Genomic DNA, 20,768 nt, shown 5'->3' with positions numbered 1-20,768 from the left:
CCTTGGGAGGCCGCGCCGTCGTGGTTTGGTGTTGTTCTTGGATAGGAAGAGGCTAGGCGGCGAGCCGGCTCTTGACCTCTGCCGCGGAGGGATTGGTGGCGGCGGTGCCGTCCGGGAACAGCACCGTGGGGACGGTGCGGTTGCCTCCGTTGAGCTGCTCGACGAGATCGGCGGTGCCTTCGACTTCCTCGATGTTGATCTCGGTGTACCCGATGCCCTGCGCGTCCAGCTGCTTCTTCAACCGGTTGCAGTAGCCGCACCACGTGGTCGAAAACATGGTGATGGTGCCGGATTCGGGGGTGAAGTCCACGAAGTTCTCCTCAAGCTTGTGGTTGGGGCCGGCGCTTTGGCCGGCCCCACTGAAGTCGTACGTCACTGCCAACAACCGTACCCCGGGGCCCGCTATTCCCGCAGAGTGTGCCGCCCCGCTACGCCGTCGGACGCGAATTCGCCGGAAAGCTGCGAAGTCGCGGGAAAGTTCCGGCGACTTCGCACGTTTCCGGCGACCTCGGCGGGCTCAGCCTGGAGCCAGGGGCGGATGACATGACCTGGGAGCGGTGGCATGCTGGTGCCATGTGTGGACGCTACGTGATGGCCCGGGCCGTCGGAGACCTGCTGGCCGAATTCGACGCCGGGCTGGAGGATGAGATCGCGATTCCGCCGTCGTGGAACGTGGCCCCGACGGCGGATGTGCCGATCCTGCTCGAACGGCTGGTGGACGGGGAGCCGGCCCGCCAACTGCACATTGCGCGCTGGGGTCTGGTGCCCTCGTGGGCCAAGGACCCGGGAATCGGGTCCAAGATGATCAATGCCCGCAGCGAGACGGTGCTGGAGAAGCCCGCCTTCCGGAAGGCGACCCGCTCCCGTCGCTGTGCCGTCCCCGCGGACGGCTACTACGAGTGGAAGGGCGAGGGCCGCAGCAAGCAGCCCTACTACGTCCATCCAAAGGACGGGCGTCCCATTGTCTTCGCGGGGCTCTATGAATGGTGGCGGGATCCGTCCAAGGCCGAGGGCGACCCGGAGCGCTGGATGCTCTCGACCTCGATCATGACCACAGACTCGCCGCCGGAGGGCTACGCGGGAGGAATGCTGGCCGAGCTGACCGCGCTTCACGACAGGGTGCCGCTGCCCATGAACCGCGAGACCATGCAGACGTGGCTGGACCCGGAGGCCGATGATGCGGCCGGACTCGTGGACCTGGTCCGGGCCGGGGCGCACGATGTCGCGGAAGGCTGGACGATCGACGCCGTCGGCACCGCCGTCGGGAACGTCAAGAATGACTCCCCGGAACTCATCCAGCCGGTGGGGAGCCTGTTCTAGGGAGTGGCCGGCGGCTGGCGCGGGTCCGGAACCCTGGCCGGACTTTCCGCCTCAGAGCGTCACTTTTCCGCCGCCGTCGACCGCCCAGCCGGGGTTGAAGGCGACCTCCCAGCGGTAGCCGTCGGGGTCGGCAAAGTAGCCGGTGTACCCGCCCCAGGGCTGTGTCTTCGGTGCCGAGACGATAAGGGCTCCCGCCGTCTCGGCGGCGGCCATCACCAGGTCGACTTCCGCCGTGCTGGCCAGATTGTGGCTGAGCGTGATGCTCGCGACGCCGGCCGGGGGATCGGTGGCCGCTTCGGATTGCATTTGGCCCGCGTCCCAGAGCGAGAGGATCAGGCCGTGGTTGACCTGGATGAAGAGCACCTGGCCGGATACCTCCCGGTGGACCGGCCATCCTAGGCCATCGACGTAGAAGCTACGTGAGGCGTCAACACTGCGGACACCCAGCGAAATTAAGTCGACTCGTGGCTGCATCTTTCGATACTGTCATGCACATGCCCACAAATCACGCAGACGACAAGACCGCCCAGGCCGACCGGGAACAGCTCGCCGCCGTACGGGTGGCTGTTGACGAGGTGGACGAGCAGATCGTGGCCTTGATCGGGCGCCGCGAACGGCTGATCCGGATCGCCGGGACCCTCAAGGCGGACAGTGCCGAAGTCCGGGCACCCGGACGCGTGGAGCGGGTCATTGAACACGTCCGCGCCACGGCCGAACAGAAGGACATCGACGTCGAACTGGTCGAGAAGACCTACCGGGCGATGATCGACGCCTTCATCACGCTCGAGTTGGAAGTGTACAAGTCCACTTCCTAGCAGGAGGCTTCCTGGCGGGGGCTCAGAGGGCCTCTTCGACAGGCACGTTGGCCTGGTAATCCCGGCCGTCACAATCGCTGAAAGCGGTCATGAGGTGGCCCTTGGGCAGGCCCAGCACGGTTGTCATGGGGAAGTTTCCGGTGATGGTGTTTCCTGAGTGTTCCACGCCTTTGAGGTCGAAATTCTCTTCCGTGCCGTCATGGTTGAAGTAGTAGAAGGACACGGCCTCGCCGTTCATGAACTCAATGCCCAGTCTGCGCTGATGGGAGTAGTCCGGCCCGGCTGCCAGTAGGCCCACCACGTAGGCGCCCTGCCCCGGGATATTTCCGTCTATATCAAAGGTCGCCACCAAGGTTGAATTCTTGGCGGCGACCTTTACGTGCTTCAGGAGTGCGATGTGGGAGCTCATGGCTCAATCCTGCTACCTGTGCCACGGTCCGTCCACCCCCGATCTGGGTTTTGTCGCTACTCCGACGTAGACTGGGTTTATTCGAAGATATGTTCGAATAAAGCTTGAGTCTTCAGTCTTCAGTCTGGAGTTTTGAGTCTTGGATATGTAGGGCTAGCAGAAGCAGGGACTGGACCGGCTCCAGCCCGGACTGGGTCGGGAGGCAGTATGGGCATGTTTAGCGAGTCTGTGGATGTCGTCTGCACGCCCGCAGGACAGCCCCTGCGCCTCGACTGGGCAGGCCGGCACTACACGGTCTGCGCGGAACCCGTCCGCTGGTTTGAGCGCCGGCAATGGTGGGCGGAGGAAAACCGGGCGCCGCTCGGGAGCGGTCCGGGCCTGGTGGACCACGAGATCTGGCGGGTCCAGGTGCGAGCCGCCGGGAACCAATCCGCGGACTCCACCCTCACCCTTGACCTGACCCGGCATGTCGGCAGCGGCCGGTGGCGGCTCCTGAGGATCCACGACGCCCTGCAGCCCCTCCGGAAGCCCAAGACAGCATGAACTTCACCCACCTACACGTCTCCACCGCCTTCAGCGCCCACTATGGCGTCTCCTGGCCGGATGAACTGGCCGCCGCGGCCGCCGCAGACGGCGCCACCGCGCTCGCCTGCACGGACCGGGATGGGTTGTACGGCACCGTCAAGCACCTGAAGGCGTGCATGGGCGCAGGGCTGGATGCGATCGTCGGGGTGGACCTTGCGGTCTTTGACGACGACGGCGACCTCCGCACCCAGCTGGGGGGACGCGTCGTCGTGCTGGCGCACGGACACAACAAAGGCGCCGGCTACCGGGCGTTGTGCCGGCTGATCTCCGACGCCCATGCCCGCACCACTGGCAAGGCAGGGGGAGCGGTGCCGGTGGCCGTCACACGGGCGGAACTGGCTTCCCGCACCCTGCACCCGGAAACCCTCCAGCCGGTCCTGACGGTGCTGATCGGCCCGGACTCCGACGTCGGCCGCGCCATGGGGGGCAGGCGCTATCTGAGGCCCCGCACCCTGTTCAAACGCTGGCTGGATGCCATGCCCCCCGGGACCCTGGCGGCCGAGGTCGTGTCCCAGCTCAGCCCGCCCGGGGAACCGCTGAGCACCGCCCACGCGGTGCGGATGCTCAAGTTGGCAGCAGAGCACGGGGTGCCCGCCGTGCTGAGCAATGCTGTGCGGTATGTGGCCGAGGACGGCGCGGCCACCGCCGATGTGCTGGACTCGGCCCGGACGCTTAGATCCCTCCCCGAGCTCTCCGCAGCCCCGCTGCTGCAGCCCAATGGGCAGGGCTGGCTAAAATCTGCGGCCCAGATGCTGCAGTTGGGCAAGGAGATCATCCACGCCGCCGGCTATGGAACGGCGGACCTCAAACGGCTCCTGGCCCAGACCGAGGCGCTCGCGGACCGCTGCCGCATGGATCCTGTGGCCGACATGGGCTGGAAGCAGCCCGTGGTCCCCGAAGGATCCGTGATCGGGATCGACGGCGATGCGCTCGCCGAACTTACCCTGCGCTGCGAGGCGGGGATCGGCCGCCGTTTCCCGGGAATCTCCGGGCAGCAGGAACAGCAGATGCGAACCCGGCTGCAGCACGAGCTCCGGATCATCGACTCGCTGGGCTTCGCCTCCTACTTCCTGACCGTCGCAGAGGTCTCCCGGATGATCCTGGACATGGGGGTCAGGGCCGCCGCCCGCGGATCCGGGGCCTCCAGCCTGGTCAACTACCTGATCGACGTCAGCCAGGTGAACCCGCTCCAACACGACCTCATCTTCGAACGCTTCCTCTCCCGCGACCGCGCCACACTGCCCGATATCGACATCGACGTCGAAAGCGCCGAACGGCACAACGTCTACCGGAAGATCTTTGAGCGCTTCGGAGCCGAACGCGTCACGCTGATGAGCATGCAGAATGGCTACCGCGCTCGCGGTGCCGTCCGGGACGCCGGCCTGGCGCTGGGCATGGACGACGGCGAAATCGGCGACATCGCCAAGCAGCTGTGGCGGTTCTCGGCCCGGCACTTCCGCGAAGCCCTCGAGGAGAAACCGGAGCTGAAGGAATTCGCTGAGCGGGTGGAACAGCGGGATTTCACCGGAAACCAGCAGCTTGACCTCTTGGTGGACCTTACGGAGCGGCTGGACCGGCTGCCCCGCCACATCTCCATGCACCCGTGCGGCGTCATTCTCGGGGATGCCACCCTGCTGGACCGCACCCCCGTGCAGCCCAGCGGCCTTGGCCTGCCTATGAGCCAGTTCGACAAGCACGACATGGATCCCATGGGCATGCTCAAACTCGATGTCCTGGGCGTCCGGATGCAGAGCGCCATGGCCTTCGCCGTCCGGGAAGTGATCCGGCTCCACCCCTCCAAGGCCGAGGTGGTGGCCGCCGGCGCGCATCCGGCCGGCGTTGACGGAACGGGCCCGGATTACATCGCTGAGGACGGGCACATCGACCTCAACGCGGTCCCGCTCGATGACGAGCCAACCTTTGAACTGATCCGCAGCACCCACACCCTGGGCTGCTTCCAGATCGAATCCCCGGGCCAGCGCGAACTGATCGGCAAGATGGCCCCCCGGGAATTCAACGATCTCATCATTGACATCTCACTGTTCCGCCCCGGCCCGATGAAATCCGACATGGTCCGGCCCTTCCTAGAGCACCGGCACGGGTTCGCCCCCGAGATCTATCCGCATCCTGACCTCAAGCCGGTCCTCCAAGAGACCCACGGAGTCACGGTTTTCCACGAACAAATCCTCAAGACCTTCGATGTCATGACCGGGTGCGGGCTTGCGCGCGCCGACGAGTTCCGCCGGGCGCTGGGCAACGAGGTCCTGGAAGTCAAGGTGGAGGAGTTCTTCCGGAAGGAGGCAAGGGCCCGGAGCTACAGACCCGAGGTAGTGGACAAGGTCTGGGGCACGCTGAAGGCCTTTGGCAGCTTCGGATTCTGCAAGGCCCACGGAGCCGCCTTCGCCGTGCCCACCTACCAGTCGGCCTGGCTCAAGGCGCACCACCCGGAGGCCTTCCTCGCCGGGCTCTGGGAACACGACCCCGGCATGTACCCCAAACGACTGCTCGTGGCCGAGGCCCGGCGGCTGGGGATCCCCATCCTTCCCCTCGACATTAACCGGAGCCAGGCCGAGTACCGGGTGGAGCGGGTGGAATCCGGAAAGGACCGGGGAAAGCTGGGAATCCGGCTGAGCCTGAACGGCATCTTCGGGCTCTCCGGCGCCGAGCTGAAGCGGATAGTGGCCGGCCAGCCCTATGACTCCCTGGCGGACCTGCGCGCCCGGTCACGGCTGAGCAGGCCCAGCATCCAGCGCCTTGCCCAGCTTGGCGCCTTCGACTCGCTGCACCGGGCATCCGGGGGAGCCGCCAACCGGGCGGACCTGGTCCAGCACCTGCAGAAACTCCAGGCCCGTCCCCTGCGGAAGGGCGTAGACGTCATTGAGGGCCAGTTGGCATTGCCGCTGGGGGACGTGGAACTGAAGTACCTGAAGGCCGTGCTGCCCGCGCCCAGCACGGTGGACAACGTCCGGGCGGAACTGGACCTGATGGCAGTGGACGTCAGCGAGCACCTCATGACCAGCCACCGCCCGCTGCTGGACCGGCTCGGCGTCACCACCGCGGACAAGCTGCTGGGACTGCGCAACGGTACGGAGGTGCTGGTTGCCGGAGTCCGGGTGGCCACCCAGACCCCGCCCATGCGGGGCGGCCGACGGGTGGTGTTCATCAGCATCGACGACGGCACGGGCTGCGTGGATTCGGTCTTCTTCCACGAGGCGCAGGAGCAGTCCGGATCCTTGCTGTTTGGCACCCGCCTGCTGCTGATCCGCGGCACCACCCGCCGGACCGGGCCGCGTGGGATCAGCATCAGCGCCAGCATGGCCTGGGACCTCAGCCGCCCGGAGACCCTGCCGTTCCCGGAATCCGTTGCCGGCGCCACAGTCGAGTATGAGCCCTTCATGTCCGACACCTTGCCCGGCCCCCTGGACGGGATCGGCAGGAGCCTCGCCATCACCGGGCTGGGCGGCTGAGCTCCCGTCCGCCGCGGGATCCGCCGCTGGGCTGCCGCCGCCGGCTGCGGGCCGCCGGCTGCGGATGCTCTGGTTGTGGTGCGCTGGCGCGTTGGTTGGCCTCTGGAGAAACCGATAGCATGGACGAGGCTGGCTGTGGTCCCCGTACGCCACAAGCTACGAAGCCTTAACCTTGAATAGGAGACACCCGTGTCAGATGCCCAGCAGATCACCCTTCTCGTCGACGGCGAAGAGACCAAGGTGACTACCGGGACCACCGGCGCGGAACTCTTCTTTGAGCGCCGCGACGTCGTTGTGGCCCGCGTTAACGGCGAGTTGAAGGACCTGGACCAGGCCCTTCCCGAGGACGCCCAAGTCGAGGCCGTCACCATTGATTCCCCTGATGGGCTCAACGTCCTGCGCCACTCCACGGCCCACGTCATGGCCCAGGCCGTGCAGCAGCTGCGTCCCGACGCAAAGCTCGGCATCGGCCCCTACATCACGGACGGCTTCTACTTCGACTTCGACGTCGCGGAACCCTTCACCCCGGAAGACCTCCGCCAGCTCGAAAAGATGATGCAGAAGATCATCAACCAGAACCAGAAGTTCGTCCGCCGCGTGGTGTCCGAGGACGAGGCCCGCGAGGCAATGAAGAACGAGCCCTACAAGCTCGAACTCCTGGGCAAGAAGAACGATGCCGCCGAGGCCGGAGAAGGCGTCAACGTCGAGGTCGGCGCCGGCGACATCACCATCTACGACAACGTGGACCGCAAAAGCGGGGACAGCATCTGGTGCGACCTGTGCCGCGGCCCGCACCTGCCGAACACCAAGCTGATCTCCAACGCCTTCGCGCTGACCCGGTCCTCGGCCGCCTACTGGCTTGGCAACCAGAACAACCAGCAACTGCAGCGCATCTACGGCACCGCCTGGCCCACCAAAGACGCGCTCAAGGCCTACCAGGAGCGCATTGCCGAGGCGGAGCGCCGCGACCACCGCAAACTTGGCGCGGAACTGGACCTGTTCTCCTTCCCGGACGAGCTCGGCTCGGGCTTGCCGGTCTTCCACCCCAAGGGCGGCATCATCCGCAAGGCCATGGAGGACTACTCCCGCCAGCGCCACGTGGATGCCGGCTACGACTTCGTCTACACCCCGCACATCACCAAGGGCCACCTCTACGAAGTCTCAGGCCACCTGGACTGGTACAAGGAAGGCATGTTCCCGGCGATGCACATCGATGCGGAGCTGAACGAGGACGGCACGGTCCGCAAGCCCGGCCAGGACTACTACCTCAAGCCGATGAACTGCCCCATGCACAACCTGATCTTCCGGTCCCGCGGACGCTCCTACCGCGAACTGCCGCTGCGGCTTTTCGAATTCGGCTCGGTCTACCGCTACGAGAAGTCCGGCGTTGTGCATGGCCTGACCCGCGTCCGGGGCATGACCCAGGATGACGCCCACATCTACTGCACCCGCGAGCAGATGAAGGACGAGCTGACCACCACGCTGAACTTCGTCCTCGGCCTGCTCAAGGACTACGGCCTGGACGACTTCTACCTCGAGCTCTCCACCAAGAACGAAGACAAGTTCGTGGGCGACGACGCCACGTGGGAGGAAGCCACTCGAACCCTTGCCGAGGTGGCCGAAGCCTCCGGTCTTGAGCTCATCCCGGATCCGGGCGGAGCCGCGTTCTACGGCCCCAAGATTTCCGTCCAGACCAAGGACGCGCTCGGCCGCACCTGGCAGATGTCCACCATCCAGCTGGACTTCAACCTGCCCGAACGCTTCGAGCTCGAGTTCCAGGCCGCCGACGGCACCCGGCAGCGGCCCGTGATGATCCACCGCGCCCTGTTTGGCTCGGTGGAGCGCTTCATGGGCGTGCTGACCGAGCACTACGCCGGTGCCTTCCCCGCCTGGCTGGCCCCCGTGCAGGTGGTCGGCATCCCGGTGGCGGAGGCGTTCAATGACTACATGTTCGACGTCGTGGACCAGCTCAAGGCGGCCGGCATCCGCGCCGAGGTGGACATCTCCTCGGACCGATTCCCGAAGAAGATCCGCACGGCAAGCAAGGACAAGATCCCGTTCGTGCTGATCGCCGGCGGAGACGACGCCGAGGCAGGAGCCGTTTCCTTCCGCTTCCGCGACGGCAGCCAGGACAACGGCGTACCCGTTGCCGAAGCTGTCCAGCGGATCGTCGACGCTGTCCGAAACCGGACCAGCTAGGCAGACGGAAGGGCAACGCGTGCAGGAAACCACAGGGGCCGGGCCGGAGTATCCGGGCGACCACGACGTGACGGACGACTTCGTTCTGGCCGGGGTCCCGGACGCCTTCCAGCGCCTGTGGACCCCGCACCGGATGGCGTACATCAAGGGCGGCCAGCACCAGTTCAAGAACCAGGACGACTGCCCGTTCTGCGTCGCGCCCGAGCGGGGGGACGAGGAATCCCTGATCGTGTACCGGGGAAGGACCAGCTACGTGGTGCTGAACCTCTTTCCGTACAACCCGGGCCACCTGCTGATCTGCCCCTACCGGCACATCCCCGACTACACGGATCTCACGGTCGAGGAGACGGCGGAATTCTCCGAGCTGACCCAGACGGCCATGCGGGTGCTGCGCAAAGTCGCCAACCCCTCCGGTTTCAATCTGGGCATGAACCAGGGCGTCACCGGCGGGGCAGGGATTGCCGGTCACCTGCACCAACACGTGGTGCCGCGCTGGGGCGGGGACGGGAATTTCTTCCCCATCATTGCCCAGACCAAGGCGATCACGCAGACCCTCGGCGAGGTTCGCCAGCAGGTGGCTGACGCGTGGCCGCAGGAAATGCCAGCGCCGCAGGAAATGCCCGCGCCGCAGCAAACTACTGGGGAGAAGGATGCTTAACAGGCACGCCCGGGGATTCTTCACCGCCCTGTTTTCGCCGGTTGCCCGCTGGCTCCTGCGGATCGGGGTATCTCCCGACGCCGTGACGGTGGTCGGCACGCTCGGCGTGGTGATCGGCGCCCTCGTCTTCTACCCGCTCGGGCAGCTCCTGTGGGGGACCGTGTTCATCACGGCCTTCATTTTCTCCGACGTCATTGACGGCATCATGGCCCGGATGCAGCACCGCGGCGGCCGGTGGGGCAATTTCCTGGACTCCACCCTTGACCGCGTGGCCGACGGCGCCCTCTTCGCCGGCCTCGCCGTCTGGTTCTTCACCGGCGGCGCCAACCCGCCGATCGCCGTTGCCGCCATCGTCTGCCTCGTGCTCGGCATGGTGGTCTCTTACGCGCGGGCCAAGGCGGAAGCCCTGGGCTTTCACGCCAATGTCGGCATCGCCGAGCGCGCCGAGCGTCTGGTGTCCGTGCTGGTGGTCACGGGACTTACGGGCCTCGGCCTGCCGGTCGTCGTGCTGTTCGTGACGCTCTGCCTCCTCGCGGCGGCGAGCCTGGTGACAGTGATCCAGCGCATCGTCACAGTGCACCGCCAGTCGCTGGAGGAACCTGAAGGTACTGCCACGGAACGGTCCGCCTGACGGCACCACACGGCGCCGCGGCCGAGTCGCGGAATCCCCGTCCCCGGGCGAGATTCGGCTGCTGTAACTCGAATTCTGCCGTGCCCCGGCCGGGGGATAGTATTAGTTTTACCGGCCAATGGATCCGGTAATCCGGTGTGTGCGAGACACAGCACTTACGTGCCGTCCGCGCCCCGGCGAGGTCATCTATCTACCCATAGGGGTTTTTGTGTCTACACCTGATGTAAGCAGCGAAGCCGGCGCGTCCGCGAAGAACGTCACGGGCAGCAGCCGCGTCAAGCGCGGCATGGCTGAGATGCTCAAGGGCGGCGTCATCATGGACGTCGTCAACGCCGAGCAGGCCCGCATCGCCGAAGACGCCGGTGCCGTGGCCGTGATGGCGCTGGAACGTGTTCCGGCCGATATCCGCGCCCAGGGCGGCGTGTCCCGCATGTCCGATCCCGACATGATCGATCAGATCATCGCGGCCGTGTCCGTGCCCGTCATGGCCAAGGCCCGGATCGGCCACTTCGTCGAGGCGCAGGTGCTGCAGTCCCTCGGCGTGGACTACATCGACGAGTCCGAGGTCCTGACCCCGGCCGACTACACCAACCACATCGACAAGTGGAACTTCACCGTTCCGTTCGTCTGCGGTGCCACCAACCTTGGTGAGGCTCTGCGCCGGATCAACGAGGGCGCGGCGATGATCCGGTCCAAGGGCGAGGCCGGCACCGGGGACGTCTCCAACGCCACCACGCACATGCGCCAGATCCGCGCCGAGATCAAGAAGCTCGCCGGCATGGCCGAGGACGAGCTCTACGTCGCGGCCAAGGAGCTGCAGGCCCCGTACGAACTGGTCAAGGAAGTTGCCGCGACCGGCAAGCTGCCGGTGGTGCTGTTCACCGCCGGCGGCATCGCCACCCCGGCGGACGCCGCGATGATGATGCAGCTCGGCGCCGACGGCGTGTTCGTCGGTTCCGGCATCTTCAAGTCCGGCAACCCGGCCCAGCGGGCCGCCGCCGTCGTGAAGGCCACCACCTTCTTCGATGACCCGGACGAGATCGCCAAGGCCTCCCGCGGCCTGGGCGAGGCCATGGTCGGCATCAACGTCGACGAGATCCCGCAGCCGCACCGCCTCGCCGAGCGCGGCTGGTAGCAGTAGTAAAGCCCTAACCGCAACGCCGGCCCGTCACCTCTCCAGGTGGCGGGCCGGCGTCGTTTCCCTCCGTCGATTGCTCCGTAACTGCCCTTATCGGCGCGCATAAGGGCGTCTACGGAGCAATCGATGGGTGGGGTGGGGGTCAGTCCAGGCCGCGACGCTTCAGCAGCGGGCCGAGGTCCGCGTCCCGGCCGCGGAAGGCGCGGAACGACTCCAGCGGGTCCCGGCTGTTGCCGCGGGAGAGCAGTTCGGCCCGGAAGAAATCGCCGTTGGCGCGGCTGAGGCCGCCGTGTTCCTTGAACCATTCCACGGTGTCGGCGTCCAGGACTTCGCTCCAGATGTAGGAGTAGTAGCCGGCGGCGTACCAGCCACCGGCGAAGATGTGCTGGAAGTAGCCCGTGCGGTAGCGGGGTGGGATCAGGCTGTGCGCCACGCCTGCCGCGGCCAGTGCCTTCGCTTCGAACTCGACGACGTCGTCCGGGACATCGGCTGCGTCCAGGACATGCCAGGCCAGATCCAGCAGGGCCGCGCCAAGGTATTCCGTGGTGGCGAAGCCTTCGCCCCAGAGCTGCGCGGCGTTGAGCTTGTCCACGGTTTCCTGCGGCAGGGGCTCGCCGGTTAAATGGTGCCGCGCATAGTTGGCCAGGACCTCGGGCCACATGATCCACATCTCGTTGACCTGCGACGGGTATTCCACGAAGTCCCGCGGCACGTTGGTACCGGAGAACCGTGGATACGTGACGGCGGAAAACAAGCCGTGCAGGGCATGGCCGAACTCGTGGAAAGTGGTGCGGAGTTCGTCCAGCGTCAGCAGGGTGGGCTCGCCGGCCGGCGGCTTGGAGATGTTGAGGTTGTTGATCACCACAGGACGGGTATTCAGCAGACCAGACTGCTCCACGAGGGAATTCATCCACGCGCCCCCGCGCTTTGTGTCACGGGTGTAGTAGTCGCCCAGGAAAAGGCCGAGGTCCGTCCCGTCGGAATTCTTCACCTCCCAGACGCGCACATCCGGGTGGTAGCCGGTGAGGTCGGCACGTTCGTGGAAGGTGACGCCGTACAGGGCGTTCGCGGCGAAGAATACGCCGTCATTCAAGACCCGGTCCAGCTCGAAGTAGGGGCGCAGGGCCTGCTCGTCCACGGCATACCGCTCGCGCTTGACCTTGGCCGAGTAATACGCCCAGTCCCAGGCCTCGAGGGGGTGGCCGGCGGCCTCGGCAAGCGCCTCCGCCTCGGCGTCGGCGTTGCGGATGGCGGCCGGGGCCAGCCTGCTCATCATGGCCTGGACGGCTTGGAAGTCCGGTGCCGTTTGCCGGTCCACACTGAGTTCGGCGAAGTTCGCGAACCCCAGAAGGCTGGCCTTCTCGGCGCGGAGCCGGACCATGTCCTTGACCAGATCGAGCACATCGAAGCTGCCGCCGCTGCCTCGGCCGATCGAGGCCTCGTAGAGACGCCGGCGGATGTCCCGGTTCGCCAGTGCGGCCATGGCGGGCTGGTTGCTGGGCTGGATCAGGGTCAGCAGGTACTTTCCCTCGTGCCCCGCGGTCCGGGCGGCCTCAGCGGCGCTGGCGATGTCGTCGGCCGGCAGGCCGGTGAGGTCGGCGGCGTCGTCCAGCAGCAGGGCAGCGGACTTCATGCCTTCCTTGACGCGCTGCCCGAACTCGGTGCCGAGCCGGGCGAGCTCGGCATTGACCTCTTTGAGGCGCCCCTGGCCGGCGTCGTCAAGCTGGATGCCTGAGGCCCGGAAGTCCTTGAGGTATTCCTCCACAAGCCGGACTGACTCCGCGTCCAGGGCGTCAGTGTCCAGCGCCGCGAAGCGCTCGTAGAGCCCGCGGTTGAGGTAGACGGCGTCCTCGTGGGCGGAGAACAGCGGGGAGAGACGGGTCTCGAGATCGCGGATGGTGTCCGAGGCGTCCGCGGAAACCAGGGTGAAGAACGAGGCGGACGCCCGTTCCAGAAGCCGGCCGGAGCGTTCCATGGCCAAGGCGGTGTTCTCGAAGGACGGCGCCGCCGGGTCGGAGACGATGGCCTGGATTTCGGCAAGATGCTCGGCCAGGCCCGCCTCGACGGCCTCGGCGTAGTGCGCGTCCTCGATGTCCGAGAACGGCGGCAGGCCGTAGGGCAGGGTGCTGGGGCTCAGGAGGGGATTGGTCATGAAGCGACTCTTTCATGCAGCACGCGGGTTCTCAATGACCACTTCAGTGTGTTGTGATGGCGCCCACCGTAGGATGGGCCCGGTGGGACTGTTCCGCCGCGGCGGAAAATACGGTGAGGCCGACGCCGGAGGCGGCGGCCGGGGCACGGAGCCAGCGGCGGCCAGGGCTGCTGAATGCCGGGGAACCGCTGATGTAGGAACCATAAGGGGAACATGTGGAGACGTTGAACGAACGGCGCCGGACGATCGCCGTGCCCGGTGCCGTGCTGGCCGTGTTCGAGTTTGGCCCGGAACCTGGACCGGACGTGCCCAGCCTGCTCCTGGTGCACGGCTACCCCGATGACCACCGGGTGTTCCTTCCGGCCATCCGCGAACTCTCACGGACGCATCACGTGGTGGCCTACGACACGCGGAACGCGGGCGCCTCCGCCATCCAAGGCCCGGGCGGGGGCTATTCAATGCAGGCCCTCGTGGACGATGCCTTCGCCGTGCTGGCCGGGGTGGGCGTCCGGGCTGTCCATCTGGTGGGGCACGACTGGGGCTCGATCCAGGGCTGGGCCGTCGTCCAGGACGCCCGGGCGGACGGCCTCATCATCCGCTACACGAGTATTTCCGGGCCGGACCTTGGCCACTTTTCCCGCTGGATCCGTGGACGCGTCCGGACACCGGGGGCCTGGCCGCAGCTGGGCGCGCAACTGCTGCGCAGCTGGTATATAGGAGCGTTCCTGGTCCCGGTCTTGCCGGAGGCGTCCTGGCGGCTGTTCCTGACCCGGCGCTACGAAAAGATGGCCAAGCGCGACGTCGGCAACGATCCCATCCGCGGCCTGGCACTGTACCGCAGCAACTTCCGCGGCCGGCGGCGGAACCCGGCCGCCCCAACCCGGGTGACCGTCCCTGTCCATGTAGTGGTGCCGCTGCAGGATCCGTTCCTCACGCCGGCCCTCGTGGAAGGGCTTGACTCGTGGGTGGACGATGTCACGGTGACGCGGGTGGACAGCGGCCACTGGTGGCCCGTGACCCGGCCGGCCGAATTCGCGGCACTGCTGCGGCAGCCCGTGACGACGCCGTAAGGCGGCGACGTGACAGCGCAGACAGACCGGCGGGATCAGGTGCCGCGGACCGGCGAGTTCCGCAACGGGATGCAATACCTGACGTGGGGCCGGGGCGCCAAATCCCTGCTCTTCGTCCAGGGCGGACCGGGAAGCGTTGTGCCCCAAGGGGTGCTGCGCGGATTGTTCCGGCGGGGGTTTGCTGCCTACGAGGACGCCGGGTACGCCATCTGGATTGTCACCCGCCGGCGGAACATGCCGGCGTCGTACACAAGTGCAGACATGGCGGACGACTACGCGGAACTAATCGCCGAGGAGTTCGGCGGCCGAGTGGACCTGGTGGTGGCCGAGTCATTCGGCGGGACGATCGGGCAATACCTGGCCGCCCGCCATCCGCAGTCCTTCGGGCATATCGCCTTGGTGGTCACGGCGGCCGAGGTGAGCGCGTGGGGCAAGGACGTGGACAATCGGCTGGCCGCCGCCGTCGCCGCCGGGGACCCAGACCGCGCGGGAACGGTCCTGGCTGAGTCCCTCCTCCCAGGCCCACGGACCCGCTGGCTGCGGGAACTGCTGGGACCCCTTGTCGGCAGGCGCGTGCTGGGCCGCTCCGGGTGCGCCGCCGCGGACGTCCTTACGGAGGCGCGGGCCGAGTCGGGGTTCGATGCGCGGGCGGTGCTGCCGCTCATCCGTCCGCCCGTGCTGCTGCTCTGCGGAGGGCGGGACGCGTTCTTCCCCAGGGCGGTGGCGGAGGAGACCGCGCGGTTAATTCCAGACTGCACGCTGATCGTCTACGAGCGGTGGGGCCACTTGCGGGTGGGATCGAGCAGGCGGGTGCCGCGTGATGTCCTGGCCTTTGTCCGGGCCCACTGACGGCAGATTGGGCCGGTGGATAGCCCGTGGAGCATTCTTGCCGCATAGGGTCGGCCGGCCTAATATTTCGAATCGAACTCGTAGGGGGTGTGCATGACGAACCAGCCCAAACCATTCGAAGTCCACGAGTCGGGGGCCCTGTTTCACGGGACGAAGGCGGACCTGGCGGTAGGGGACCTGTTGACGCCCGGACGCGGCTCGAACTTTGAAGAAGGAAGGACGGCGAATCACGTGTACGTGACGGCAACCTTGGATGCCGCAACGTGGGCCGCTGAACTCGCCGCCGGGGACGGCCGTGGACGGATCTACATCGTGGCACCGACGGGCACGCTTGAAGACGACCCCAACGTGACGGACAAGAAGTTCCCCGGCAATCCGACCCGGTCCTACCGGACCCGGGAGCCGGTGGAAGTCGTCGGGGAACTCGTGGATTGGTTAGGACACTCGCCCGATCAGTTGCAGGCCATGCGAGATGGCCTCGCCGACCTGAAACGCCGGGGCCTCGCGGTCATTGACGACTAGTACCGTTCTCGAAATCTCTGAGGGAGCCGGGTCTTCGATACCTAGGAATCCAGCAGCGCACCGTGTCGCGGTATTGCTGGAATTCTTCGCCGAACCGTTCCTTGAGGTCAGATTCCTCAAGTGGCCTGACGGCGTAGTTCCACACCAGTGAGCCCACCGCCGCGTAGGCAATGACAAGCCATGACTGCAGAATGAGGCCAATCGCGGCGCCTTGAACAATGCCCGCGACCGCCATCGGATTACGAATCCAGCGATACGGACCTGCAATGACCAGACGGTTGGGCATCGCCGATGGCAACGGCGTGCCATCTCCCCGCGTTGACATCACAACTGCCGACCAGAGGCCAAGAGCACTGGCGAGTACGAGAACCGCGACACCTAAGGGACCTGCAAACGATGGAAACGGGAGCCCCACCCCCCAGCGCTGCGCGAGAAACGCTATGGCCAAGGGAAGCACCGCCAGGAAGAACCCCCAGAAGAAGACAATTTGCCCGAATGTTGAAGCCACGTGGATGGCAGCGGACGGGCGGGTGACGGCCGGCCGGAAAGCGAACGGACCCCGGATGATCCACGCAATCGGTACGCGCCCCAGCAAGATGAGGCAGAGCGCGATCAGGGAACCTGCGGTTGCAGCACCCATGCTCAGGACACCCCAGCCCGCTTCGGTTGTGATGGTGGCGTATACCGCCAGCGCGACCGCGACGAAGCCCGTCCAGCCGGTAGCTACTGCCACGGCTGCCCTGACGCCAAATGCCGCCAGGGCCGAGGCCATGACGAACAGCGGAATGTCGAAGACTGCGACCGCGACCGGGTCGAGATTACCGAGAGTCGCCTCGCGAACCATAGGCGAAACGAATACCGCGATCCACCAAGAGAGGCCGGCGACCGCCTGAATGGCGAAATAAGCCCGACCCCACTGAACCAAGGGCTTCACCGACTCAGCCCAAACATTAGTAGCCTTTACCTGCTGGTCGATGGAATTATTCGAGCGGGCACTTCCGGCCCTAGGACGTGGCTTTGTTTGTGTCAAAGCAAATGTTGCCGCCAGCCTACCGAATTCGACCGTGGCCGCCTCGATAGGCTTCGAGTGCGTCTTCTCTGATCCACTTTCTAGTCAGGAAAGCGTCCAGAACGCAGGAAGCGGCGAAGGTCGCCCACGAAATCCACATAGGTGCGAGGTCCGCGAAAACCAATGCCATGACAGCAACCACGAAGCCGGCAGAGACAAAGCCATAGATTCGACGTGCAGAGGTCGCAAATCGTGCCTCTTGCGTCTCGCGAAAGTAGTTCAGCATCAATCCCCCAAGGTTCGAATCGGAGCCTACAGCAAGGGATGCGCCAAATAGCGCCGACGTGCGCCAGATGCCGCTGTCGTTCACAGAAAAGCAGCCGGAATGTCCCAATAGCGTTGGTCAGAACTGGTTTCCGAAATGGAATCCGGTCAAAACGCTGGTGGGTTTTGCCGTGTTGGCAACTTGATGGGCCATGCAAGGTTCAGCACCCTGGGCAATCTTCGGGTGTCCGGGCGCTAGGCGGAGCCCCCGGTCATCGCGGCCAGCCCCCGAGCAGCTACCCGGCGTCGAGCTGGAGGGTCATGAAGACGCTGTGGGGATCGAGCTCGTAACCGGCGAACGGCGGGCAGTCCGTGAAGCCGTGCCGCTTATACAGCCGCCGCGCGGGCGCGAAAAACTCCTGGCTCCCTGTCTCCAGGTACAGCCGCCGGTAGCCGCTGTGCCGGGCCTCCGCCAGAACGTGGCGGAGCAGCGCCGAGGCAACGCCGCGCCCGCGGGCTGCATTCGCGGTGCGCATCGACTTGATCTCAGCGTCGCCGGCCGCCAGATGCTTCAGCGCCGCGCAGCCCAACAGCTGTGAGTCCTCCCGCGCGGTCCAGAAGCTGACGCCGGGTCCGGCCAACGCGGCGGGATCAAGGGCGTGGACGCTTTCCGGCGGGGAGGTCGCGTACATGTCAGCGAGGTGTTCGCCCAGGAGCTGCAGGACGTCCTCCCGCTCCGGGGTGTCGCGCCCAATCAGGACCGTGCCGTTAGAAGTCCCTGCCATTGGGTCAGCGGGGCCGGCGGGCGGCGTGTTCACGCGCCAGCACCGCGTAGGAGTCGTCCGGAGTGCCCGGCGTGAAGTTGCCGTATTTGCGTTCGACGGCGGTCCGGATCAGGAAGTCCGCGAGAGCCGGGTTCTTGGGCAGCAGCGAGCCGTGCAGGTAGCTCGCCACGATGTTGCGGTAGCGGGCGCCTTCCTGGCCGTCGGTGCTGTTGTTGCCGGTACCCTTGGCGGTGGTTCCGAGCGGTTCGACGCCGGGTCCCAGCGTGGTCTGCCCGCTGTGGTTCTCATAGCCCAGGATGCTGCCGAACTCGGGGGAGGAGACGGTGACGTTGCCGATCAGGCGTTCGTCGGTGCCGTGCGTCTCCACGTCCAGGATGCCGATGCCCGGGAGGACCGTGCCGAGCCGGGTCTTGAAGAATTTCCCGAAGAGCTGGTACAGCCCGCAGATTACGAGCATTGGGGTGCCGTCGTCGGCCAGTTGCTTCAGCGTGGACTCGCGCGACAGGAGGTCGTCCTGGATCACGAGCTGTCCGCTGTCCTGTCCGCCGCCGCCGACAATCAGGTCCACGTCTGCCGGGAATGGGTCACCGACGTTGTATTCGAGCAGCTCCGGTGTGTAGCCGTGCCAGCGCAGGCGCTGGGCGAGGACCAGGGCGTTGCCCCAGTCGCCGTAGATGTTCATGTCGCGCGGGTAGAGCTGCAACACGCGGATGGTTCCCTTGCTGGGGGCCGCGGAGTCGTCGGGCGGAAGTTCGTGCCCAAAGGAGAGCTCGTGCGGGGTTTCGGGGGACCGGGGGGTCATGAGACCACCTCCACTGTGGTGATTTTGGACAGCTCGCGGCGGATGGCCAGCATGGCCGTGTACGTGCAGAAGATCCGCTTTGGCTTGCCTTCGCCGCCGCGGATGAACGCTGCCAGCGCCGGCGCGATCTCCGTGTCGACGGCGCCGATGGCGACGTCGTCGTACTGCAGCCGCAGAGCCATGTCGTAGGCGCGGGAGCCGGTGAGCTGGTCCACGCCGCCGACGCGGAGGGTGTCGAATTCGACGTCCCACAGCCAGGACATGTCCCGGCCGTCCGCGTAGTTGTCGTTGATCGCGATCATCGTGGCGTACCCGGCGGCCGGGAACGATTTCAGGCCCAGCCGGAATCCGCTGGGGTTCTTGACCAGCACCAGCTCCAGCGGCAGGCCATCGACCACAAGGCTCTCGCCCCGGCCGAACGCCGGCGCCACCTTGGCCAGGGCCGTGAGCAGGCCGGCCTGGTCCGTACCGATGCCGCGGGCTCCCGAGATACCGCGGGCCAGGGTCAGGGCGGCGGCGGCATTGAAGATGTTGTAGACGCCGCGGAGCAACATCGGCGTGGTGACCGTCGCGCCGTCGTACTCGAAATCGGCGTCGTCGGGTCCCACGCGGCGCAGCACGACGTCGGCGGCCGGCCGGGCGGGGGCGGGCGGCACCGGGCTCCCCGGGGCCGCGCGCATCTCGTCGTCGTTGGGGAAGGTGCTGAGCAGGGAATCGTCCAGCCCGAAGTAGAGCACCTCCGGCCCGTCCAGGGTCTGGGCGATCCGGGCAACGCGCGGATCTTCACGGTTCAGGACCACGGTCCCGGTGGTCTTGGACGCGATGTGCTGGAGCAGTTCGGCGGTCTTGTCGATCTCGCCGAAACGGTCCAGCTGGTCGCGGAGGACATTCAGCAGGAGGCTGTACCGGGGCGGGACCTTGTTGACGAAGTGCACGGCATGCGCCTCGTCTAGTTCCAGAACCGCGACGTCGGCATCGAGCCGGCCCCGCCAGTCCACCTCGCCCAGTAGCGCCGCGGCCACGCCGCGGGTGAAGTTGCTGCCGGTGCGGTTCGTGAAGACCTTCAGTCCCTGGCTCTCCAGCAGTTCCACCACCATCTTCGTGGTGGTGGTTTTCCCGTTCGTGCCACTGACGACGGCGACCCCCTGGGGCAGCGTGGACAGTGTCCGCCGCATGAAATCGGGGTCGATTTTTTCGACCACAAGCCCGGGAAGGGCCGAGCCTCCGCCCCTGAGCCGGGAGACCCGGCGGACGAGTTTGCCGAGCGGAACGCTGAAGTAAAGCATGCTCTGTAATATATCCCAGCAGCGGCATGGAACCCGGACGGCCGGGGCTGGTGCATGCGATCTCCATGCGTACCGCACCGGCGCGGCCCATTATGCTGTGGGGATGACCACCCCCTCTTTTTCCCCTGATTCCCGCGTGGGAACAGGGCTCCGGATCGGCGTCCTGGCGCTGCAGGGCGATTTCCGTGAGCACCTTCACGCCATGGAAACCGCCGGTGCCACCGGCGTCGGGATCCGCCGCCCCGCAGAGCTTGACGGCCTGGACGGACTCATCATCCCCGGCGGCGAATCGACCACGATCGACAAGCTCTCAAGGATTTTCGGGCTCCGGGATCCGCTGCGCGAACGCATCCAGGCCGGCCTGCCCGTCTACGGCTCGTGCGCCGGGATGATCCTGCTGGCGGACCAGATCGCGGACCCGGCCACGGACCTCGCCGGGAACCCGCAGCAGACATTCGGCGGACTCGACATCACCGTCCGCCGCAACGCCTTCGGGCGGCAGCGCGAGTCCTTCGAGACGGATCTCGACTTCAGGGGGCTCGAGTTCAGCGCCGTCGCCGGGGCTGTGGCCCCGGTCCACGCCGTCTTCATCCGCGGACCCTGGGTGGAGCGCGTCGGCGACGGCGTCGAAGTCCTCGCCCAGGTGCAACCGTCCAAAGCAGGCCACCCCGAATCCCTGGACGGGACGGCTAGAATTGTTGCAGTGCGTTCCGGCAAGCTGCTGGCCACCTCCTTCCACCCGGAAGTGACGGGGGAGAAGCGCGTGCATGAACTGTTTATTCGAATGATCAGAGGGGAAGCGTAAAG

Annotated in this window: 21 protein-coding genes; 12 read left to right on the top strand and 9 right to left on the bottom strand. The window is 66.3% G+C overall.

Annotated elements, in window-relative coordinates; genetic code table 11:
• Positions 1-52: 52 nt before the first annotated feature.
• The gene (locus tag ACFRJ8_RS03495) at positions 53-310 is read right to left on the bottom strand and encodes a mycoredoxin (RefSeq protein ID WP_011692168.1); all 258 of its coding nucleotides are present in this window, start codon (positions 308-310) and stop codon (positions 53-55) included.
• 263 nt (positions 311-573) lie between these two features.
• Between ACFRJ8_RS03495 and ACFRJ8_RS03490 the strand changes: the two genes are divergently transcribed.
• The gene (locus ACFRJ8_RS03490) at positions 574-1,320 is read left to right on the top strand and encodes an SOS response-associated peptidase (protein ID WP_377985177.1); all 747 of its coding nucleotides are present in this window, start codon (positions 574-576) and stop codon (positions 1,318-1,320) included.
• Positions 1,321-1,371: 51 nt separating this feature from the next.
• On the opposite strand, the gene ACFRJ8_RS03485 is transcribed toward ACFRJ8_RS03490, so the two are convergent.
• Complete coding sequence (locus ACFRJ8_RS03485) at positions 1,372-1,794, bottom strand: VOC family protein (RefSeq protein WP_377984757.1); 423 nt, start codon at positions 1,792-1,794, stop codon at positions 1,372-1,374.
• Positions 1,795-1,808: 14 nt separating this feature from the next.
• On the opposite strand from ACFRJ8_RS03485, the gene ACFRJ8_RS03480 reads away from it, so the two are divergent.
• Positions 1,809-2,135 (top strand): chorismate mutase, encoded by a 327-nt coding sequence (locus ACFRJ8_RS03480; RefSeq protein ID WP_277525945.1) that lies wholly within the window; start codon positions 1,809-1,811, stop codon positions 2,133-2,135.
• Between the two features lie 22 nt (positions 2,136-2,157).
• Here the strand turns inward: ACFRJ8_RS03480 and ACFRJ8_RS03475 are convergent, their stop codons facing one another.
• Entirely contained in the window at positions 2,158-2,544 is a 387-nt protein-coding gene (locus tag ACFRJ8_RS03475; RefSeq protein WP_377984756.1) for a hypothetical protein, read from the bottom strand.
• A 207-nt stretch (positions 2,545-2,751) separates the two neighbouring features.
• Here ACFRJ8_RS03475 and ACFRJ8_RS03470 point away from each other — a divergent pair, with 207 nt between their 5' ends.
• The 6 genes from ACFRJ8_RS03470 to pdxS all read left to right on the top strand — a co-directional run bounded on the left by ACFRJ8_RS03470 (position 2,752) and on the right by pdxS (position 11,219).
• Positions 2,752-3,087, top strand: a complete 336-nt coding sequence (locus tag ACFRJ8_RS03470; protein WP_377984755.1) for a DUF6504 family protein — start codon at positions 2,752-2,754, stop codon at positions 3,085-3,087.
• Positions 3,084-6,596, top strand: coding sequence for a DNA polymerase III subunit alpha (locus ACFRJ8_RS03465; protein WP_377984754.1), 3,513 nt, complete (start codon positions 3,084-3,086; stop codon positions 6,594-6,596). Before ACFRJ8_RS03470 ends, ACFRJ8_RS03465 begins: the two co-directional genes overlap by 4 nt.
• A gap of 189 nt (positions 6,597-6,785) precedes the next feature.
• Entirely contained in the window at positions 6,786-8,795 is a 2,010-nt protein-coding gene (gene thrS / locus ACFRJ8_RS03460; protein ID WP_377984753.1) for a threonine--tRNA ligase, read from the top strand.
• A gap of 19 nt (positions 8,796-8,814) precedes the next feature.
• On the top strand, positions 8,815-9,453 hold the full coding sequence (locus tag ACFRJ8_RS03455; RefSeq protein ID WP_377984752.1) for an HIT family protein: 639 nt from the start codon (positions 8,815-8,817) through the stop codon (positions 9,451-9,453).
• Entirely contained in the window at positions 9,446-10,084 is a 639-nt protein-coding gene (pgsA, locus tag ACFRJ8_RS03450; protein ID WP_377984751.1) for a phosphatidylinositol phosphate synthase, read from the top strand. The genes ACFRJ8_RS03455 and pgsA overlap by 8 nt, the downstream gene beginning before the upstream one ends.
• A 208-nt stretch (positions 10,085-10,292) precedes the next feature.
• On the top strand, positions 10,293-11,219 hold the full coding sequence (gene pdxS / locus ACFRJ8_RS03445; protein ID WP_277525827.1) for a pyridoxal 5'-phosphate synthase lyase subunit PdxS: 927 nt from the start codon (positions 10,293-10,295) through the stop codon (positions 11,217-11,219).
• Positions 11,220-11,364: 145 nt separating this feature from the next.
• Here the strand turns inward: pdxS and ACFRJ8_RS03440 are convergent, their stop codons facing one another.
• Positions 11,365-13,374: a M3 family metallopeptidase gene (locus tag ACFRJ8_RS03440; RefSeq protein ID WP_377984750.1), complete on the bottom strand. Its 2,010-nt coding sequence runs from the start codon at positions 13,372-13,374 to the stop codon at positions 11,365-11,367.
• Between the two features lie 215 nt (positions 13,375-13,589).
• Here ACFRJ8_RS03440 and ACFRJ8_RS03435 point away from each other — a divergent pair, with 215 nt between their 5' ends.
• From ACFRJ8_RS03435 to arr, 3 genes are all read left to right on the top strand, one after another.
• Positions 13,590-14,444: an alpha/beta fold hydrolase gene (locus tag ACFRJ8_RS03435; protein WP_377984749.1), complete on the top strand. Its 855-nt coding sequence runs from the start codon at positions 13,590-13,592 to the stop codon at positions 14,442-14,444.
• A 9-nt stretch (positions 14,445-14,453) separates the two neighbouring features.
• Positions 14,454-15,293: an alpha/beta fold hydrolase gene (locus tag ACFRJ8_RS03430; RefSeq protein WP_377984748.1), complete on the top strand. Its 840-nt coding sequence runs from the start codon at positions 14,454-14,456 to the stop codon at positions 15,291-15,293.
• Between the two features lie 93 nt (positions 15,294-15,386).
• Positions 15,387-15,815, top strand: coding sequence for an NAD(+)--rifampin ADP-ribosyltransferase (gene arr, locus ACFRJ8_RS03425; RefSeq protein WP_377984747.1), 429 nt, complete (start codon positions 15,387-15,389; stop codon positions 15,813-15,815).
• Here arr and ACFRJ8_RS03420 read toward each other — a convergent pair.
• The 5 genes from ACFRJ8_RS03420 to ACFRJ8_RS03400 all read right to left on the bottom strand — a co-directional run bounded on the left by ACFRJ8_RS03420 (position 15,802) and on the right by ACFRJ8_RS03400 (position 19,961).
• The gene (locus ACFRJ8_RS03420; RefSeq protein WP_377984746.1) at positions 15,802-16,749 is read right to left on the bottom strand and encodes a methyltransferase family protein; all 948 of its coding nucleotides are present in this window, start codon (positions 16,747-16,749) and stop codon (positions 15,802-15,804) included. The genes arr and ACFRJ8_RS03420 overlap by 14 nt on opposite strands.
• A gap of 115 nt (positions 16,750-16,864) precedes the next feature.
• Complete coding sequence (locus ACFRJ8_RS03415) at positions 16,865-17,194, bottom strand: hypothetical protein (RefSeq protein ID WP_377984745.1); 330 nt, start codon at positions 17,192-17,194, stop codon at positions 16,865-16,867.
• 190 nt (positions 17,195-17,384) lie between these two features.
• Entirely contained in the window at positions 17,385-17,873 is a 489-nt protein-coding gene (locus ACFRJ8_RS03410; protein WP_377984744.1) for a GNAT family N-acetyltransferase, read from the bottom strand.
• A gap of 4 nt (positions 17,874-17,877) precedes the next feature.
• A complete protein-coding gene (locus ACFRJ8_RS03405) occupies positions 17,878-18,675 on the bottom strand; it encodes a type 1 glutamine amidotransferase (RefSeq protein ID WP_377984743.1) in 798 nt (265 codons plus the stop codon).
• The gene (locus tag ACFRJ8_RS03400) at positions 18,672-19,961 is read right to left on the bottom strand and encodes a MurT ligase domain-containing protein (RefSeq protein WP_377984742.1); all 1,290 of its coding nucleotides are present in this window, start codon (positions 19,959-19,961) and stop codon (positions 18,672-18,674) included. Before ACFRJ8_RS03400 ends, ACFRJ8_RS03405 begins: the two co-directional genes overlap by 4 nt.
• A 103-nt stretch (positions 19,962-20,064) precedes the next feature.
• On the opposite strand from ACFRJ8_RS03400, the gene pdxT reads away from it, so the two are divergent.
• Positions 20,065-20,766, top strand: coding sequence for a pyridoxal 5'-phosphate synthase glutaminase subunit PdxT (gene pdxT, locus ACFRJ8_RS03395; RefSeq protein WP_377984741.1), 702 nt, complete (start codon positions 20,065-20,067; stop codon positions 20,764-20,766).
• Positions 20,767-20,768: the final 2 nt, after the last annotated feature.

The organism is Arthrobacter sp. NPDC056886 (genome assembly GCF_042788715.1).
Taxonomy (GTDB): Bacteria; Actinomycetota; Actinomycetes; order Actinomycetales; family Micrococcaceae; genus Arthrobacter.
The sequence above is the reverse complement of the archived record's forward strand: the minus strand, read 5'-3'. Positions and strand labels throughout refer to the sequence as shown.

Coding starts and splice junctions, on each gene's coding strand:
- ACFRJ8_RS03465 (WP_377984754.1), top strand. CDS start 3,084: ATGAACTTCACCCACCTACACGTCTCCACCGCCTTCAGCGCCCACTAT.
- ACFRJ8_RS03440 (WP_377984750.1), bottom strand. CDS start 13,374: ATGACCAATCCCCTCCTGAGCCCCAGCACCCTGCCCTACGGCCTGCCG.
- ACFRJ8_RS03400 (WP_377984742.1), bottom strand. CDS start 19,961: ATGCTTTACTTCAGCGTTCCGCTCGGCAAACTCGTCCGCCGGGTCTCC.
- ACFRJ8_RS03410 (WP_377984744.1), bottom strand. CDS start 17,873: ATGGCAGGGACTTCTAACGGCACGGTCCTGATTGGGCGCGACACCCCG.
- pgsA (WP_377984751.1), top strand. CDS start 9,446: ATGCTTAACAGGCACGCCCGGGGATTCTTCACCGCCCTGTTTTCGCCG.
- ACFRJ8_RS03490 (WP_377985177.1), top strand. CDS start 574: ATGTGTGGACGCTACGTGATGGCCCGGGCCGTCGGAGACCTGCTGGCC.
- ACFRJ8_RS03485 (WP_377984757.1), bottom strand. CDS start 1,794: ATGCAGCCACGAGTCGACTTAATTTCGCTGGGTGTCCGCAGTGTTGAC.
- ACFRJ8_RS03470 (WP_377984755.1), top strand. CDS start 2,752: ATGGGCATGTTTAGCGAGTCTGTGGATGTCGTCTGCACGCCCGCAGGA.
- ACFRJ8_RS03475 (WP_377984756.1), bottom strand. CDS start 2,544: ATGAGCTCCCACATCGCACTCCTGAAGCACGTAAAGGTCGCCGCCAAG.
- arr (WP_377984747.1), top strand. CDS start 15,387: ATGACGAACCAGCCCAAACCATTCGAAGTCCACGAGTCGGGGGCCCTG.
- ACFRJ8_RS03405 (WP_377984743.1), bottom strand. CDS start 18,675: ATGACCCCCCGGTCCCCCGAAACCCCGCACGAGCTCTCCTTTGGGCAC.
- ACFRJ8_RS03480 (WP_277525945.1), top strand. CDS start 1,809: ATGCACATGCCCACAAATCACGCAGACGACAAGACCGCCCAGGCCGAC.
- pdxT (WP_377984741.1), top strand. CDS start 20,065: ATGACCACCCCCTCTTTTTCCCCTGATTCCCGCGTGGGAACAGGGCTC.